The organism is Bradyrhizobium sp. BR13661, from assembly GCF_029892425.1.
Lineage (GTDB): Bacteria > Pseudomonadota > Alphaproteobacteria > Rhizobiales > Xanthobacteraceae > Bradyrhizobium.
The window spans coordinates 1-17,008 of sequence record NZ_JARXWB010000045.1; the positions used below are offsets into that span (position 1 = coordinate 1).

Genomic DNA, 17,008 nt, shown 5'->3' on the forward strand with positions numbered 1-17,008 from the left:
CTGTCCGCGCCTTCAACGAAGCGTCCCATCCGTGTCCTCCATCAGGAAACGGAGGAATCGTAGCCGACTCGTGGCTTTTCACACAGCCAGGGTCATTTCCGGACCATCCGCGGTTGCGGCCACCTTTCTGCTTTACCCTCCAAAGCAGACACTGCGGATTGTCGCGCTTGCTTTAGCTCGCACATCGCAGCTATGCGCGACTTCTGCCCTTGGCCGGAAGGCGTGCGCGCTCACCACCTTCTTTCCGCTTGGGCGGGGGAAACCAGAATTGATCGCCTCGGACACCGAAGGCATCGGCTAGGCTCACGACCTGCTGAAGATTGAAGTTTATCGGGTAGGTTTCGAATGCCTGGTATTGGTCCATGTCCATGCCGGCTGCCCGGGCCGCCGTCTCGACCTTCACACCCATAAATTCGCGCCAGGCGCGGATGCCGGAGGGAATGTCACCCATGCCGGCCATGATGCCATCATGCCCCTGTTTTGCCCGACGGAGCAAGCGAATTTCTTAAAAAGCGAAAAAGCCAATGCCGTCAATGCGTCGGCTACTGTGCATGGGGTTGTTTTCGAGGTTTGATTGTCCGGCCCTAAATTTCGCTCGGTCGCTGGCTAGCCTCAGCTATCCACCTTCAACGCGGCAATGAAGGCTTCCTGCGGGATGTCGACCTTGCCGAACTGCCGCATCTTCTTCTTGCCTTCCTTCTGCTTCTCCAGAAGTTTTCGTTTACGCGTGATGTCGCCGCCGTAGCACTTCGCGGTGACGTCCTTGCGCAGCGCGCGCACGGTCTCGCGCGCGATCACCTTGCCGCCGATCGCCGCCTGGATCGGGATCTGGAACATGTGCGGCGGGATCAGCTCCTTCATCTTCTCGACCATGGCGCGGCCGCGACCCTCGGCGCGGGTGCGATGCACCAGCATGGACAGCGCATCGACCGGCTCGTTGTTGACGAGGATCTGCATCTTGACGAGGTCGGCCGGCTTGTAGTCGGTCAGATGATAGTCGAACGAGGCGTAGCCCTTCGAGACCGACTTCAGGCGGTCGTAGAAGTCGAACACCACTTCGTTGAGCGGGAGGTCGTATTTCACCATCGCGCGGGAGCCGACGTAAGTCAGCTCCTTCTGCGAGCCGCGGCGGTCCTGGCACAGCTTCAGCACGCTGCCGAGATATTCGTCGGGGGTGAGGATCGTGGCTTCGATCCAGGGCTCCTGGATCTCGGCGATCTTGACCACGTCAGGCATGTCGACGGGGTTGTGAATGGAGATTTCCTGACCGTCGGTCAGAGCCATCTTGTAAATCACGCTCGGCGCGGTCGCGATCAGGTTGAGATCGAACTCGCGCGACAGACGTTCCTGGATGATCTCCAGATGCAACAGCCCGAGGAAGCCGCAGCGGAAGCCGAAGCCGAGCGCAGCCGACGTCTCCATCTCGTAGGAGAAGCTGGCATCGTTGAGGCGCAGCTTGCCCATCGCTGCGCGCAAGGTCTCGAAGTCGTCGGCGTCGGCGGGGAACAGGCCACAGAACACCACGGGGATCGCCGGCTTGAAGCCGGGCAGCATGTCCGTCACCGGCTTCCTGTCGTCGGTGATGGTGTCGCCGACGCGGGTGTCGGCAACTTCCTTGATCGCGGCGGTGATGAAGCCGATCTCGCCGGGGCCGAGCTCGTCGACCTGCTGCATCTTCGGCGTGAAGAAACCGACGCGCTCGATGTCATAGGCCGCGCCCGTGCCCATCATGCGGACCCGGCTGCCCTTCTTCATCACGCCGTCGACGACACGGATCAGCACGACCACGCCGAGATAGACGTCGTACCAGCTGTCGACCAGCAGCGCCTTCAGCGTCGCATCACGATCGCCCTTCGGCGGCGGCAGGCGGGTGACGATGGCTTCCAGCACATCGGGAACGCCGAGGCCGGTCTTGGCCGAGATCATCACCGCGTCGGACGCATCGATGCCGATGACGTCCTCGATCTGCTGCTTGACCTTTTCGGGCTCCGCAGCCGGAAGGTCGACCTTGTTCAGTACCGGAACGATCTCGTGACCCGCGTCGAGCGCGTGGTAGACATTGGCGAGCGTCTGCGCTTCGACGCCCTGGCTGGCATCGACCACCAGCAGGGAACCCTCGCACGCCGCCAGCGACCGCGAGACCTCGTAGGCGAAGTCGACGTGGCCGGGCGTGTCCATCAGGTTGAAGATGTAATCCTTGCCGTCCTTGGCGCGGTAGGCGAGGCGCACCGTCTGCGCCTTGATGGTGATGCCGCGCTCGCGCTCGATGTCCATGGAATCGAGCACCTGCTCCTTGCCCGCCATTTCGCGGTCGGAGAGGCCGCCGGTCATCTGGATCAGGCGGTCGGCCAGCGTCGATTTGCCATGGTCGATATGGGCGACGATGGAGAAATTGCGGATGTTGGAAATGGGGACGGTCGTCATGGGCGCGGGATACCACTCACGCCGCAATGCGGCAACCATTCCCTTACCCTCCCGCGCCGGTAGGGGCCTCCCGCCATCGATTTCAGCGCCGCCCTCTGCTATTTTTCCACTTTTCTGTCGTGGAAACAGGCATGCGCTGGAAGCTTCTTGCCGCCTTGTTGTTTGCAGCATGTTTCGCCATGCCGGCGGCGGCCGAGAAGCGCGTAGCGCTGGTCGTCGGCAACTCCGCCTATCAGAGCGTATCGCGGCTGGAAAACCCTTCGAATGATGCGCGCCTGGTCGCCGAGACGTTGCAGCGGCTCGGCTTCGCGCTGGTCGGTGGCGGCGCCCAAATCGATCTCGACAAGGCGGCGTTCGACAGCGCGGTCCAGCGCTTCGGCACCCAGCTGATCGGCGCCGACGTCGCCTTATTCTACTACGCCGGGCACGGCATTCAGCTGCGCGGGACCAACTATCTGGTGCCGGTCACGGCCAATCCGGCGCGCGAGACCGACGTGGATTTCCAGATGGTCGATGTGGCGCTGGTGCTGCGGCAGATGGACGGTGCAGGAACCAAGCTAAACATCGTGATTCTCGATGCCTGCCGGAACAATCCGTTCGGCGGGCGGGGCCTGCGTGCTTCCGACGGTGGCCTCGCGCAAATCCGCGCGCCCGAGGGAACGCTGCTCTCTTATGCCACGCAACCCGGCAATGTCGCGCTCGACGGCGCCGACGGGCACAGCCCCTACACGCGCGCGCTGGTGGACACGATGCAGCGGCCCGGGCTCGACGTGCTCCAGGCCTTCAACCAGGTCGGGCTCATCGTCAAACGCGCGACCGGCAGCGCCCAGCAGCCTTGGGTGTCCTCGTCGCCGATCGACGGCTCGTTCTACTTCTCCGGCGCGCCGGCAGGGCAGGGCGGGGCAAACCAGGTCGCGACCGCCGGCGTGCCCGCGACGGTCGTGCCGCCCGTCTCGAACCCTCCCTCGTCCGCGCCTGCGCGAACCCAATCGGATTTCCTGTTTCCGGATTCGGGTAGCCGGCTGCTCACTGATGGCGATTTGAGGGCGCTGAGCAAGGACGAGCTGCGCATCGCGCGTAACGAGATCTTCGCGCGCCGTGGGCGCTATTTCGACGCGCCCGATCTGACGGCGCGATTCAGCAAGTTCGCGTGGTACGTCCCTCGCACCTGGGATCCTCAGCTTAGCGCCGTGGAGAGGGCGAATGTCGCCTTGATCGAGCGCTACGAATCCGGCGGCCCGGCGCAAGGCGGCTTCATCTTTGCCGATTCGGATCGGCGCCTGCTCACGCCCGCCGATCTGCGCGGGCTTTCGAACGACGAGCTGCGGATCGCCCGTAACGAGATCTTTGCGCGACGCGGGCGCTATTTTGAATCGGCGGACCTCAAAGCCCGCTTCGAGCGCTTCTCCTGGTATTCGCCCAACACCTGGAATCCGAAACTCAACCCGATCGAGGAGGCCAATGTCGCGCTGCTCGATCAAGCCGGCAAGCGGCGATGAGGATCGCACTGCTGGCCACGCGAATGGCCGTCGTGCTCCCGCTCGCATTCGACCCGGCGCAGGCTCAAACCAGGACCGAGTTGCTGGATCGGCTGGTGCGCGCCTACCCCGAAGCGCTGTCCGGCCACGATGGCAAGCAGATATTCTGGCGGGACGGCACCGCGATGCCCGTCGATGACGGAATCGAGGACAAGTCCTTCGAGCAGCGCCTGCGCGGGGCCTCGATCCTCGACCAGCTCCGCTTGCCCTATCCCCTTGGCGCTTCCGCCGCCCCTGCCGCAAACGCCGATCCCGGGCGCTTCCGCAACGAGGCGTTCTTCAGGAAGATGTATGGCGACTGTCACACGGGGGCGGTCCAGCGCAATCTCGTGACCATCACCTGGCTGCCGCGATCATGGGGGAAGGCGGTCCAGGTGACGCGGATCAATGGCGTCGCGGATCGGCTCAAGGAGGTGTCGGCGGACATCGACAAGCTCGAACCGGCGATCAAGGCCGCGGCCTTTCCCATTGCCGGCGTGCTGTCGTGCCGTCCTGTCGCCGACACCGGCAAGATGAGCATGCACGGCTACGCCGCTGCGATCGACCTGAACCTTCGCTATTCCGATTACTGGCTGTGGGCGGGCCGGGGCAAATCCATCCCCTACAAGAATCGGATGCCGCAAGCGATCGTCGACATTTTCGAACGCCACGGCTTCATCTGGGGCGGCAAATGGTATCACTACGACACCATGCATTTTGAATATCGCCCGGAACTGCTGGCCAGGTGATCCCGCATGGTTTCCGTGCTCCAGGCGGTCATTCATTCACGCCAAGCTGATTTCACTCGGGCGTAAAACGCGCTACGCAAGCGCCCATGTCCACGACCTCGATCCCTTCGGCCCGACCGCGCGTTAAAGCCCGGGTGAGCTATAACCGCCTTCGGGCGTGGTTGGTTGCCTATGCGACCGACCCCTCCGCCCGGCTCTGGCTGGTGATCCAGTTCGCCATTCTGCATGCGGTGATCTGGACCTTCATCCTGATCAATCTCAAGGCAGCGCAGGACGTTCACATGGACGTCGCAGAAGCCTGGGGCTGGGGCCAGAAATTCCTGTGGGGCTACGGCAAGCATCCGCCGCTGTCGGGCTGGATTGCCGGTGTCTGGTTCAAGGTCTTCCCGCCGACGGACTGGGCGACCTATGCGCTGGCGATGGCGACCGTCAGCGTCGGCATGGTGATCTGCTGGCTCGTCGCGATGCGCGTGGTCGATCCGCGCCGCGCGTTCCTCGTCGTGGTGATGGTCGCGCTCTATCCGATCTTCAATTTCAAGGGGTTCAAGTACAACCCCGATCTGCTCCAGCTCGTCACCTTGCCGCTCGTCGTGCTCGCTTATCTCAATGCGTTCGAGAAGCGGAGCTCGCAGTCCGGGATCTGGCTCGGTCTCGCCGGCGCGCTGGCGCTGATGACCAAATATTGGGTGCTGACCATGATCGGCGCCATCGGCCTTGCCGCGCTGATTCATCCGGAGCGGACGAGGTTCCTGCTGTCACCGGCGCCCTGGATCGCGATCGCAACGATGTTCGTTGCAATGATCCCGCACATCATCTGGCTGGCGGGTTCGAATTTCGTGCCGCTGACCTATGCCGGCGACACTTACGCCATCGAGAATGCGGGTCTCGTGCATCAGCTGGTGTTCGGCTACGTCCTGCACAATACTGGGCTGCTGGCGCTGCCGGTGGCGCTTGCAGCCCTCGCGATGGCGCTGGTGCCGCCGTGGCTGTCGCTGCTGATGCGCGCGCCCTCGCGCATCGTCACGCGCGCCTGGGCGCGCGGCGCCAACGCGAGCGTCAATGCCGCTCAGGCGCTGAATATCTGGATCATCCAGATCATCGTTGCGGCCGGGCCGCCGCTCGGCGCGCTCGCCTTCAGCATCTACATGAAGACTGATTGGGGCATCTCGCTGTTCTTCCTGGTGCCGCTCGCTCTGGTCGCGATTCCGGCGCTGCGGGTGCAGAGTGCCGTGCTGTTCAACATCACCGCGATCTGGCTCGTGCTCAGCATTGCGACGCTGGTTGCCTCGCCCTGGATCGCCGCGCGCGAGATGACGGCGAATGCGGACAACACCGCGACCTATGGCGCACGCTCGGAGCTCGCGCGCGAGCTGACCCAGGCCTGGCATTCGCGCTTCGCCTCGCGCTGGGCGGTCGTCGTAGGCACCATGGAATCGATTCAGCCGATGGTGTTCTACAGCCCCGATCATCCGGTGGCGTTCACCCCGAACGAGGCGTGGTCCTCCGGGCTCTCATCACTCGACGACGTCAAGAAGTACGGCTTCATCGGCGTGTTCGATCCAACCGACGGCCGCCTGCCCGCGTTCGAGAAATGGGTGTCGGAGATCGCCCCGAACGCCGAGCGCGTGGTGATGACGACGCGCCGCTTCACCCACGGCAAGGCCGGCCCGTCGATGACGTGGAACGTCTACATCGCCCCGCCGGCGAAGTGATCGAAGGGCCTAAACGCCTTCCTCGTTGAATTTGCTGTCAACGAGCTCGGTGATCGCCGCGAGCGCGGCTTCGGCGTCAGTGCCGGCGGCGGCGACCGTGATCGTCGTCCCCGGTCCTGCCGCGAGCATCATCAGGCCCATGATCGAGGTGCCGCCGACGGTCTCGCCGCCGCGCGTCACCCACACCTGCGCGTTGAAGCGCTCGACCGCCTGGACGAACTTCGCCGAGGCGCGCGCATGCAGGCCGCGCTTGTTGATGATCAGGAGCTCTTTTGAGATCGCGCCCGCGGGCACGCCTGCCCCGGCTTGTGGCGCGTCGTCGCTCATTTGCCGGCGAGCACACGGCTGGCGATGGTGACGTATTTGCGGCCGGCCTCCTGCGCCATCGCGATTGCGTCCGGCAGCGGACGCTCCTCACGCACCTTGGCGAGCTTGACCAGCATGGGCAGGTTGATGCCTGCGAGCACTTCGACCTTCGGCCGGCTCATGCAGGAGATCGCAAGGTTCGACGGTGTGCCGCCGAACATGTCGGTCAGGATCGCAACGCCGTCGCCGGAATCGACGCGGTTAACCGCCTCGATGATGTCGCTTCGACAGAGATCGGAATCATCTTCAGCGCCGATCGTAATCGCTTCGATTTGCTTTTGTGGACCCATCACATGCTCGAGCGCTGCCTTGAATTCGTCGGCAAGGCGCCCGTGGGTCACAAGTACTAGACCAATCATCGGAAAACTCCCGCGGGCGCTTTTGGTGCACCGCACGAACGCGCCACTTTGACCATCCAGAGCCCCCGCGCAAGAGGGGATGTTGCGTATCTCCCTGAATCTAGACGGATGGATAAGGGGAGTTGCGCCGGTCTACTCGGTCGCGAGTGTGGGGTTCATATGGTTACCATTTCCCTTCAAACAATCGCCTCAAGGCTTAGCAGAAGGTTAACTCTTGGTAGTGGTCAAGGCCGCGACAACCAGTGGGAGGGGCAGATAGCTGCTGTTGACCGGGATTCGCGGTATTTCGACACCAAAAATCACGGTTTTGAGCGATTCCGGCGGCGGCAGGCGTTCGGCGTCGACGGCGTCCAGATCGACCACGAGACCGACCGTCGCATGCTCCACGAAGTCGCAGCTTCGGATTCCCAGCCCCCGAATCTCGATCAGGCCGGCCAGGAGGGGCGCGGGACGAACCTCAATTTCGTCGCCGACTGTCGCCAGATGGACACGGTCATCGCCGACCAGAACGGCGCTTTCGAGCACCCCCGAGCGCCCCGCCATGATCAAATCGAAGGCAAGGCGCGATTTGCCGGCGCCGGACGGTCCGCGGATCAGCACGGCCCGGGACCCGACCTTGACTGCGGAGGCATGAATACTCGGCCCGCCATCGTTCAAACGGCCTTGGCTCATAGCGCCGGCAGCCTGACCACGAAGCGCGCGCCAGCTACGGTCGGCGCGCCGTCTTCGTCGGCTGGGCCAGCGCGGTTTTCTGCCCAGATGCGTCCGCCATGGGCGTCGACGATCTGCTTGGAGATCGACAGGCCGAGGCCGGAGTTCTGGCCAAAGCCCTGATGCGGCCGGTCGGTGTAGAAGCGCTCGAAGATCCGCTCCAGCGCGTCGTCGCGGATGCCGGGGCCGTCGTCGTCGACCACGATCTCGATCTCGCCGCGGACACGGCGACAGGTCAGGCGGACCTTGCTGCCGGCTTCCGAGAACGACTGCGCGTTGGAGAGCAGGTTGGAGACCACCTGCCCGAGCCGTGAATCATGGCCGGTGACGGCGAACGTGTCGGTCGGGCTGCGGCCCTCGAAACGCACCTCAACGGCGACGTCGTGGCCGAGCTTGGTCTCGTTGGCGACCCCAACCAGCGTGCCGAGGAGGCGCCTGAGATCGACCGGAATCGCATCCTGCCGCTGCAATTCGGCATCGAGCCGGCTTGCATCGGAGATATCGGAGATCAGCCGATCGAGCCGTTTGACGTCGTGCTCGATCACCTCGAGCAGGCGGGCGCGGCTGTTCTCGTTGCGCGCCAGCGGCATCGTCTCGACCGCCGAGCGCAGCGAGGTTAGCGGGTTCTTCAGCTCGTGGGCGACGTCGGCGGCGAACATCTCGATCGCCTCGATCCGCTTGTAGAGCGCGTTGGTCATGTCGCGCAGCGCCCCGGAGAGGTGACCGATCTCGTCGCGGCGGCGGGTGAAGTCGGGGATCTCGACGCGGGTCTTGATGCGCCGGCGGACCCGCTCGGCACTGTCGGCGAGCCGGCGCACGGGGCCTGCGATGGTGCTCGCGAGCAGCAGCGACAGCATGATCATGACGGCTGCGGCGACACCGCCGACCTTGAGGATCGCCAGACGCTCGGCGGTGACCATCTGATCGATTTCGTCGCCCTGGGTCGACAGCATCAGCGCGCCATGAATGGCGCGCGAGCGCTGCACGGGGACGGCCACCGAGACGATCACCTCGCCGCGCGCATTGACCCGCACCATCGAGCGCTTCTGGCCCTGCAGCGCGTCGGCGACTTCCACATAACCATTGCCGTTCTCGCGCCCGAGCTCGCGATAGAGCGGCAGGTCGCCGCGGTTCAGCCAGGTCCGCACCGCGGCCTTGACGCGTTCGACCACGCCTGGCTTTTCCGATAGCGGTGGCAGCGGAAAGCCGCGGACAATGTCGAGATCACGGCTGTCGAGCAGCACGCTCCCGTTGGGATCGAAAATCCGCGCGCGGGTCTTGGTCGGCGAGATCAGCGTGCTCAAAACCGGCGCGACGCGCTCGGGATTGATCGGAAAATCCAGCGAATCGTCCATGCCGCCGTAGGTCTCGCCCAGCTTCAGGTCGAGCAGCCGCTCGGGGTCGACGGTAATGGCGTTGGTCTGCACCGTTGCCGACGCGCCGATGGCGCCGGCAATGATCTCGGCCTGCACCAGCAGGCTCTGCGCGCGCGCATCGATCAGGCCGGCGCGGAATTGCGACAGATACAGGATGCTTGCGACCAGCGCGACGAGGCCCGCGAGGTTGAGCGAGACGATGCGGCGGGTCAGGCTGGAGAAGGACAGCGCGAAGAAGAACTGACCGGCGCGCTTGAGCCAGTTTAGCGGGCCCCAGCCTTTCGCAACCGGCTTGTCCTCATGATCCGGGGCGCCGTGAGATGCAATCTCCTCGGCGTTCGAACTCGAATCAGGCTGCGTTCGGTCCAGCAATGCTCACGCCCGCGTTAGGAGAGCTCGTTGCGACGGTCCCCGCATCCTAGAGCCATCCCGGTCCCGATGGAATCAATACCGGACTTGAGCTCTGCTCTTTGTAAAGGCGCGCCTCCGCCTCAGGCTTCCTTGAAGCGGTAGCCGACGCCGTACAGCGTCTCGATCATCTCGAAATCGTTGTCGACCACCTTGAACTTCTTGCGCAGCCGCTTGATGTGGCTGTCGATGGTGCGGTCGTCGACATAGACCTGGTCGTCATAGGCGGCGTCCATCAGCGCGTTGCGGCTCTTGACCACGCCGGGCCGTGTCGCCAGCGCCTGGAGGATCAGGAATTCGGTGACCGTCAGCGTCACCGGCTCGTTCTTCCAGGTGCAGGTATGCCGTTCCGGATCCATGCGCAGCAGGCCGCGGTCGAGCGCCTTGGCGTCGTTCTCCTTCGGCGCGACAGTCGGATCCTTCGGTGCGGAGCGGCGGAGCACGGCCTTGACGCGTTCGACCAGGAGGCGCTGCGAGAACGGTTTGCGGATGAAATCGTCCGCGCCCATCTTGAGGCCGAACAGCTCGTCGATCTCTTCGTCCTTGGAGGTCAGGAAAATCACCGGCAGGTCGGATTTCTGCCTGAGGCGACGCAACGTCTCCATGCCGTCCATGCGCGGCATCTTGATGTCGAGGATGGCGAGATCCGGTTGGGTGGTGCGGAAACCGTCAAGCGCGGAGGCGCCGTCGGTGTAAGTCATGATGCGGTAGCCTTCGGCTTCCAGCGCGATCGAGACGGATGTGAGAATGTTGCGGTCGTCGTCGACCAAAGCGATTGTGGGCATGAGCCTCTGCTTTCTGCTTTCCGTTTGGGTCGTGGCTTAAACGGCGAGCAATCCAGTGATGCGCCGCATACATGGGTGCCGAATTTGGCGTTCGAACCTTGTCACCGAGCAATGCAAGCTGGGCTGAAGTGTGACCAAGTTCCACGAAACACGGCGGATTCGCCGCATATCGACCCATAACCGGGTTCGGGTTTACCCGAAAAAAGGCCCGCCTTGCAACCATCTGAGACGAGAAAGCCCATGCAACCGACCCCCAATTTTGACCCCGGAAAGCTCGCCAAATCGCTGCTCAGACGGTCGCGGCAGGGGGCGCTCGCGACGCTCATGGCTGGGAGCGGCGATCCCTATTGTTCCCTGGTCAATCTGGCGAGCCACCCGGATGGCTCGCCAATCCTGCTGATCTCGCGATTGGCCGTTCATACAAAGAATATCCTGGCTGATAGCCGGGTTTCTCTGATGCTGGACGAGCGCGCCGCTGGCGATCCACTGGAGGGCGCCCGGATCATGCTGTCCGGTCGGGCCGAACAGGCCGAAGACGACAAGGATTTGCTCCAGCGGCGGTATCTCAATGCCCATCCGTCCGCGGAAGCCTTTGTCTCATTTAAGGATTTTTCGTTCTTCCGGATCCGCCCGACGGGAACCCATCTGGTCGCTGGCTTTGGCCGGATCGTCGACCTCAAGCCGGAACAGTTCCTTACGGACCTCGCCGGGGCGGACGAGCTGTTGGCGGCAGAGGAGGGGGCCGTCGAGCACATGAATGCCGACCACCGCGGGGCCATGGGCCTCTACGCCACAAGGCTACTCGGCGCGGCCGAAGGTGACTGGCGCTGCACCGGCTGCGACCCGGAAGGCCTCGACATGCAGGATGGCCAGATCGCGCTGCGGCTCGATTTTCCGGAGCGGGTCACGAACGGAACGGCGCTGCGCAAGATTCTGGTCCGGCTCGTGGACCAAGCGCGCGGCAGGGAAAACGAGAAGCCCGGCTAGCTGCGACAGATTGAACGTCGCCCGCCATCGCTGCGACCCAAGATCGTGTTCGGTCTGAGGTCGGCAGCGAGGGTTCATGGCACGTCATCGTCTGGCATTGGTCGCGGGCCTCACACTCGCGGTCACCGTATCGTTGGCCACGCCCGGCCTTGCCCAGACGGGCGGTCTTGCCGCGCAGAGTGCGCGGATCAATGCGCTCAGAACCGCTGGCAAATATGCCGAAGCGCTGCCACTGGCGCAGGCCATGGTGGCCTCGCTCGAGAAGACCAATAACAACCGCGATCTCGCCGCCGCGCTCAACAACCTCGCGCAGATCTATGCCGACCAGGGCCACGACGATCAGGCCGAGCCGATCTACAAGCGCGCCATCGCGCTGATGGAGAAGGGCACTGGCCTCGACAGCGTCGAAATTGCGCCCGTGCTGAACAATCTCGCCGCGCTCGATCAGCGGCAAGGCCGCTTCGCAGAGGCCGAACCCTTGTTCAAGCGGGCGCTGGCCATCCGCGAGAAGGCGCTGTCGCGCGAGCATCCTGACGTTGGCCAGTCTCTCAACAATCTCGCCACGCTCTATGTGAAGCAGGAGCACTTTGCCGACGCCGAGCCGCTGTTCCAGCGCGCGCTCGCGATCTTCCAGAAAGTCGGCGGCCCCGAGCATCCGGCGGTGGCAACGCTGCTGAACAATCTCGGCCAGCTCTATCGCGACCTCAACCGCGATGCGGATGCGGAAGCTCCGATCAGGCGCTCGCTGGCAATCCGCGAGAAGGTGTTGGGAACGGATCATCCCGACGTCGCTCGATCGCTCAACAATCTCGCCGGTCTCTATGAGCACCAGCAGCGCTATGCCGACGCCGAGCCGCTCTATCGCCGCGCGCTCGCCATCCGCGAGCGCGCGCTTGGGCCTGACCATCCTGACGTTGCGACATCCACCAGCAATCTGGCCTATTTCCTCTATGTGTCCGGGCGAATCGCGGATGCGTTGCCGCTCGCGGAAAAGACGCTGGCGGGTGATCGCGCGCAGCTGCGCGTGGTGTTGCCGATCCTGTTCGCCGCGCGTCAGCAATCTTTGCTGCCGGGTGACAAGGCACTGGACGAGGCACTCGCCGCGATCCAGCGCGGCACGCAATCGTCTGCTGCCTCCGCCGTGAACAAGCTCGCGGTGCGGCTCGCCGCTGGCACCGACCGGCTCGCCGAGTTGGTGCGCAAGGATCAGGATCTCGGAGCTGAATCCGAGGCGTTGGACAAGGCGATCATCTCGGCCGTGTCGAAATCATCGGCGCAGCGCGACGCCGCCTCCGAGCAGCGCAGCCGCGCCAGGATCGCGGCGATCGCAAGCGAGCGTGCCGGCTTGCAGAAGACGCTCGCGGTCGAATTCCCCGACTACGCTTCGCTCTCCAACCCGCTGCCACTCGCGGTCAAGGACGTGCAGCCGCTGCTGTCGGCCGATGAGGCCATGGTGGTCTATTCCGTCCTCGACACGCGCAGCTATGTCATCGCCATCACGCGTGAGGGCGCTGACTGGAAGGAGATTCCGCTCGGCGCAGATGCGCTGGCGCAGAAGGTTACCGCGTTCCGCAAGGGGCTGGATGTCGGCAAGGCGCGCGATGGCACCGGCAAATCAGGTCTGTTCGACCTTGCGCTCGCCAACGAACTCTATGTCACGCTGCTCGGCCCGGTCGAGGCGCTGACCAAGGACAAGCGCAGCCTGCTGACAGTGCCGTCTGGCGCGCTGACTGCGCTGCCGTTCCATTTGCTGGTTACAGAGGCCCCGCAAGCTGCGATCCCGGACACGCTCGAAGGCTATCGCAGTGCCGCCTGGCTGTTGCGGCGTCAGGCTGTGTCCGTGCTGCCCTCAGTGGTCAGCCTGAAGTCACTGCGCGCCTTTGCGCGCAAGGACGAAGGCATCAAGCCGATGACCGGCTTTGGTGATCCCGTCTTCAATCCGGCACAGGAGGGGCCAGCCGATCGCCGTGCAGCAGGCGGCAAGGTTGCCGCGCGCAGCATCGTGACGTCAGCCTATAGCGATTTCTGGCGCGGCGCGGGCGTCGATCGCGCGCGGCTTGCACAGGCGCTCCCGCAACTTCCCGATACCGCGGACGAGTTGAATGCCGTGGCCAAGGACGTCGGCGCGGCCGATGCCGATATTCATCTCGGCCGTGATGCCAGCGAAGCGACGCTCAAGCGTGCACCGCTTGCTCAATACAGCATCATCTACTTTGCGACCCACGGCCTCGTCGCAGGTGACATCAAGGGCGTGGGCGAGCCGTCGCTCGCGCTTTCAATTCCCGATCAGCCCTCCGAACTCGACGACGGTCTGCTCACGGCGAGCGAAGTCGCCCAGCTCAAGCTCAATGCGGATTGGGTCGTGCTGTCGGCCTGCAATACGATCGCCGGCGACAAGCCAGGCGCCGAAGCATTGTCGGGATTGGCCCGCGCCTTCTTCTATGCCGGCGCACGCGCGCTGCTGGTGTCCCATTGGGCAGTCGATTCGGAGGCTGCCACCCGCTTGACCACTTCGACTTTCGATTTGCTCAAAAACGAACCACAAATTGGTAGAGCCGAAGCTCTTCGGCGCGCGATGTTAACGTATGTTGATGACAGGTCGTCGCCGCGCAATGCATACCCGGCAATGTGGGGACCGTTCGCACTGATCGGCGAGGGCGCGGTACGATAAACCGCCACGCAGATTTGTGCATCGCAAAACATCTCACAACGCTGAAACGGCCGTTTGGTTGCGCGATCATTCGCAATTTTTGATGCGCTTGATCAGGGCTGACATGCGCGACGTTTGGCGCGGTCCTTGAATAAACCAAATCCCAAGGGATCAGCTTGGCAACGTCGGCGTTCACCGATATTAGGTCGTCCAACCGAGGCCGGACGGCCTGTTATCAGCGGTGGCCGCGATGGCACCAAAGCTTGGTTGTGCTGATGTCGCGGGTTCTAGGAGGATTCTTCGTGCAAGAAACGGGCGTGCGCAACGGTGCCTTCGGCGCCGACAAATTCGGCTTAAAGAATCTCAAGCAGGTTCACTGGAACCTCGGCGCACCGCAACTCTATCAGTACTCGCTCGCTGCCGGCGAGGCGGTGCTGTCCGCCGACGGCGCGCTCTGCGCCGACACCGGCGAGTTCACGGGTCGCAGCCCGAAGGACAAGTTCACGGTGCGTGACGCCACCACCGACAAGAAGATGTGGTGGGCCGGTAACCAGTCGATCACTGCGGAGCAGTTCGAGACGCTGTATCAGGATTTCCTCAAGCACGCCGAAGGCAAGAGCCTGTTCGCGCAGGACCTCTACGGCGGCGCCGATCCGTCCTACCGGATCAAGACGCGCGTCTTTACCGAGCTCGCCTGGCACTCGCTGTTCATCCGCACTCTCCTGATCCGCCCCGAGGCGGTCGAGCTGCCGCACTTCACGCCGGAGCTCACCATCATCGACATGCCGAGCTTCCGCGCTGATCCGAAGCGCCATGGCTGCAAGTCCGAGAACGTCGTTGCGATCGATTTCGCGCGCAAGATCGTGCTGATCGGTGGCTCCTACTATGCCGGCGAGATGAAGAAGTCGGTCTTCACCACGCTGAACTATTATCTGCCCGAGCGCGGCGTGATGCCGATGCACTGCTCGGCGAATGTCGGCGCCAATGGCGACACCGCGATCTTCTTCGGCCTGTCTGGCACCGGCAAGACCACGCTCTCGGCCGATCCGAACCGTACGCTGATCGGCGACGACGAGCATGGCTGGGGTCCGAACGGCGTCTTCAATTTCGAAGGCGGCTGCTACGCGAAGTGCATCAAGCTGTCGAAGGAAGCCGAGCCCGAGATCTACGCAGCCTCGACCCGCTTCGGTGCCGTCCTCGAGAACTGCGTGCTCGACGAAGACACCCGCGTGGTCGATTTCGACGACGGCTCCAAGACCGAGAACACGCGTTCGGCCTATCCGCTCGACTTCATCCCGAACGCCTCGCGCACCGGCCGCGCGCCGCAGCCGAAGAACGTGGTGATGCTCGCTGCCGACGCCTTCGGCGTGCTGCCGCCGATCGCAAAGCTCTCGCCGGCGCAGGCGATGTATCACTTCCTGTCCGGTTACACCGCCAAGGTCGCCGGCACCGAGCGCGGCTTGGGCTCCGAGCCGCAGCCGGAATTCTCGACCTGCTTCGGCTCGCCCTTCCTGCCGCTCGATCCCTCCGTCTACGGCAACATGCTGCGTGATCTCATCGCTCAGCACAATGTCGACTGCTGGCTGGTCAACACCGGCTGGACCGGCGGCAAGTACGGCACCGGCTCGCGCATGCCGATCAAGGTGACGCGCGCGCTGCTCACCGCCGCGCTCGACGGTTCGCTTCGCAACGTCGAATTCCGCACCGACAAATATTTCGGCTTCGCAGTCCCGACCGCGCTGCCCGGCGTGCCATCTGAGATCCTCAACCCGGTCAACACCTGGAAGGACAAGGACGAGTTCGACAAGACCGCACGTAGCCTGGTCGGCATGTTCCAGAAGAATTTTGCCAAGTTCGAAGCCCAGGTCGACGCCGAGGTGCGCGCCGCTGCGCCGGACGTGAAGCTCGCGGCGGAGTAATCTCTCGCACCGCCTTCAATGAAAAAGGGCGGCCGCGAGGCCGCCCTTTTGTTTGTGGCGTGATCGTTCCACTCGCAATGACGAGTTGTGGAAGCACTCACGCCTTGAAATACGCAATCTGCGTTGTCGTCGCGAGCAGCCGCCCGTTCGGCGACCACAGCTCCGCGTTCTGGTCGGCGTAGCTCTTGTGCATGATCTTCGAATCCGCCGTCGCCAGCACGCGCGTGATGTTTTCAGTCGCGAGCTCTTCGCTGTCGGTGTGGAAATAGGTCGTCAGCGACACCGTGCCGAACGGCACCAGCTCGCGCCGCACATGGAAGATGCGGCCGAAGAAGGCGTCCGACATCGACATCAGCGACAGCATGTCGAGCTTGCGCGGTTCGCGATCGCTGATCCAGATTTTCGAATAGGTGCTGGCGAGCCCGGCCTGCGGCGGGCCGAGCCGCATCTCGCCCTCCACGAAGCGGAATTCATACTGGTTGGCCCAGGATGCCTGGATCTTCGGGAACGGCAGCGTCTGTTCGAACGGCTTGGTCTCGGGATATTGCGCCACCCGGTGCTCCCAGGACGGCCGGCGCTCGGCGAACACGGCGGTGGCAAGCGTCGCGACCTCGCCGCCGCCCTGCGACAGTTCGACGCTCCAATGCTGGCTGGAGCGATTGCCCTTCACCAGGCGGATGTCGAGATCGAACGGACCCTTGGCGATCGGCGCGCAGTAATTGACGGTCAGCGCCAGCGGATCACCGGCGGCTTGCGGATGCTCGATCAGCGCGCGCAGGATGGTTGCAGCGGTGGCGCCACCGAACGGGCCGACAAAGGCCCAATAGTCGTCGCTGGTGTGCCCCTGCCAGCTCGAGTCGCCTGCGGTGATGCGGGTGGCGTCGTCGAAGGGATGTGGAAGCTTGACGTGCATTGCTGGTCCTCGATGCCGACCCCGTCGTCATTGGGCGCGCAGCGAAGCATTCCCGACTGCTATCGCGGAAAGATTCTGGATTGCTTCGCTGCGCTCGCAATGACGGGCGGTCGAGATGACGACAATCATATC

Annotated in this window: 13 protein-coding genes and 1 pseudogene; 6 read left to right on the forward strand and 8 right to left on the reverse strand. The window is 63.8% G+C overall.

The window, feature by feature from the left end:
* Positions 1 to 190: 190 nt before the first annotated feature.
* Both M2427_RS38970 and lepA read right to left on the reverse strand, forming a co-directional pair.
* Complete coding sequence (locus M2427_RS38970; RefSeq protein WP_280712068.1) at positions 191 to 460, reverse strand: helix-turn-helix transcriptional regulator; 270 nt, start codon at positions 458 to 460, stop codon at positions 191 to 193.
* Between the two features lie 152 nt (positions 461 to 612).
* A complete protein-coding gene (gene lepA, locus M2427_RS38975; protein WP_280712069.1) occupies positions 613 to 2,424 on the reverse strand; it encodes a translation elongation factor 4 in 1,812 nt (603 codons plus the stop codon).
* Between the two features lie 131 nt (positions 2,425 to 2,555).
* Between lepA and M2427_RS38980 the strand changes: the two genes are divergently transcribed.
* The 3 genes from M2427_RS38980 (at position 2,556) to M2427_RS38990 (ending at position 6,402) form a co-directional block, all read left to right on the forward strand.
* Positions 2,556 to 3,923, forward strand: a complete 1,368-nt coding sequence (locus M2427_RS38980; protein WP_280712070.1) for a YARHG domain-containing protein — start codon at positions 2,556 to 2,558, stop codon at positions 3,921 to 3,923.
* 23 nt (positions 3,924 to 3,946) lie between these two features.
* Positions 3,947 to 4,690, forward strand: a complete 744-nt coding sequence (locus tag M2427_RS38985) for a M15 family metallopeptidase (RefSeq protein WP_280712071.1) — start codon at positions 3,947 to 3,949, stop codon at positions 4,688 to 4,690.
* 86 nt (positions 4,691 to 4,776) lie between these two features.
* Positions 4,777 to 6,402, forward strand: coding sequence for a glycosyltransferase family 39 protein (locus tag M2427_RS38990; protein WP_280712072.1), 1,626 nt, complete (start codon positions 4,777 to 4,779; stop codon positions 6,400 to 6,402).
* 9 nt (positions 6,403 to 6,411) lie between these two features.
* Here M2427_RS38990 and M2427_RS38995 read toward each other — a convergent pair whose 3' ends face one another.
* From M2427_RS38995 to M2427_RS39015, 5 genes and pseudogenes are all read right to left on the reverse strand, one after another.
* A complete protein-coding gene (locus tag M2427_RS38995; RefSeq protein WP_280712073.1) occupies positions 6,412 to 6,729 on the reverse strand; it encodes an HPr family phosphocarrier protein in 318 nt (105 codons plus the stop codon).
* Entirely contained in the window at positions 6,726 to 7,127 is a 402-nt protein-coding gene (locus M2427_RS39000) for a PTS sugar transporter subunit IIA (RefSeq protein ID WP_007597752.1), read from the reverse strand. The genes M2427_RS38995 and M2427_RS39000 overlap by 4 nt, the downstream gene beginning before the upstream one ends.
* A 189-nt stretch (positions 7,128 to 7,316) precedes the next feature.
* Positions 7,317 to 7,784 (reverse strand): annotated as a pseudogene (locus M2427_RS39005) (HPr kinase/phosphatase C-terminal domain-containing protein).
* Positions 7,785 to 7,795: 11 nt separating this feature from the next.
* The gene (locus M2427_RS39010; protein WP_280712074.1) at positions 7,796 to 9,586 is read right to left on the reverse strand and encodes a sensor histidine kinase; all 1,791 of its coding nucleotides are present in this window, start codon (positions 9,584 to 9,586) and stop codon (positions 7,796 to 7,798) included.
* A 119-nt stretch (positions 9,587 to 9,705) separates the two neighbouring features.
* Positions 9,706 to 10,407 (reverse strand): response regulator transcription factor, encoded by a 702-nt coding sequence (locus M2427_RS39015; protein WP_027535781.1) that lies wholly within the window; start codon positions 10,405 to 10,407, stop codon positions 9,706 to 9,708.
* 240 nt (positions 10,408 to 10,647) lie between these two features.
* Here M2427_RS39015 and M2427_RS39020 point away from each other — a divergent pair, with 240 nt between their 5' ends.
* From M2427_RS39020 to M2427_RS39030, 3 genes are all read left to right on the forward strand, one after another.
* Entirely contained in the window at positions 10,648 to 11,394 is a 747-nt protein-coding gene (locus M2427_RS39020) for a DUF2470 domain-containing protein (protein ID WP_280712075.1), read from the forward strand.
* A gap of 76 nt (positions 11,395 to 11,470) precedes the next feature.
* Positions 11,471 to 14,065: a CHAT domain-containing protein gene (locus tag M2427_RS39025; protein WP_280712076.1), complete on the forward strand. Its 2,595-nt coding sequence runs from the start codon at positions 11,471 to 11,473 to the stop codon at positions 14,063 to 14,065.
* A gap of 281 nt (positions 14,066 to 14,346) precedes the next feature.
* Positions 14,347 to 15,963 carry a phosphoenolpyruvate carboxykinase gene (locus M2427_RS39030; RefSeq protein WP_280712077.1) on the forward strand — a complete coding sequence of 539 codons (1,617 nt, stop codon included), beginning with the start codon at positions 14,347 to 14,349 and terminating at the stop codon, positions 15,961 to 15,963.
* Between the two features lie 97 nt (positions 15,964 to 16,060).
* On the opposite strand, the gene M2427_RS39035 is transcribed toward M2427_RS39030, so the two are convergent.
* Positions 16,061 to 16,876: a thioesterase family protein gene (locus tag M2427_RS39035; protein ID WP_280712078.1), complete on the reverse strand. Its 816-nt coding sequence runs from the start codon at positions 16,874 to 16,876 to the stop codon at positions 16,061 to 16,063.
* Positions 16,877 to 17,008 lie beyond the last annotated feature (132 nt).

What these genes read in the sequence shown, in the direction of transcription:
- M2427_RS39020 (WP_280712075.1), top strand. Translation starts at nt 10,648, where the DNA reads ATGCAACCGACCCCCAATTTTGACCCCGGAAAGCTCGCCAAATCGCTG.
- M2427_RS39015 (WP_027535781.1), bottom strand. Translation starts at nt 10,407, where the DNA reads ATGCCCACAATCGCTTTGGTCGACGACGACCGCAACATTCTCACATCC.
- M2427_RS38980 (WP_280712070.1), top strand. Translation starts at nt 2,556, where the DNA reads ATGCGCTGGAAGCTTCTTGCCGCCTTGTTGTTTGCAGCATGTTTCGCC.
- lepA (WP_280712069.1), bottom strand. Translation starts at nt 2,424, where the DNA reads ATGACGACCGTCCCCATTTCCAACATCCGCAATTTCTCCATCGTCGCC.
- M2427_RS38995 (WP_280712073.1), bottom strand. Translation starts at nt 6,729, where the DNA reads ATGAGCGACGACGCGCCACAAGCCGGGGCAGGCGTGCCCGCGGGCGCG.
- M2427_RS39035 (WP_280712078.1), bottom strand. Translation starts at nt 16,876, where the DNA reads ATGCACGTCAAGCTTCCACATCCCTTCGACGACGCCACCCGCATCACC.
- M2427_RS38985 (WP_280712071.1), top strand. Translation starts at nt 3,947, where the DNA reads ATGGCCGTCGTGCTCCCGCTCGCATTCGACCCGGCGCAGGCTCAAACC.
- M2427_RS38990 (WP_280712072.1), top strand. Translation starts at nt 4,777, where the DNA reads ATGTCCACGACCTCGATCCCTTCGGCCCGACCGCGCGTTAAAGCCCGG.
- M2427_RS39000 (WP_007597752.1), bottom strand. Translation starts at nt 7,127, where the DNA reads ATGATTGGTCTAGTACTTGTGACCCACGGGCGCCTTGCCGACGAATTC.
- M2427_RS38970 (WP_280712068.1), bottom strand. Translation starts at nt 460, where the DNA reads ATGGCCGGCATGGGTGACATTCCCTCCGGCATCCGCGCCTGGCGCGAA.
- M2427_RS39025 (WP_280712076.1), top strand. Translation starts at nt 11,471, where the DNA reads ATGGCACGTCATCGTCTGGCATTGGTCGCGGGCCTCACACTCGCGGTC.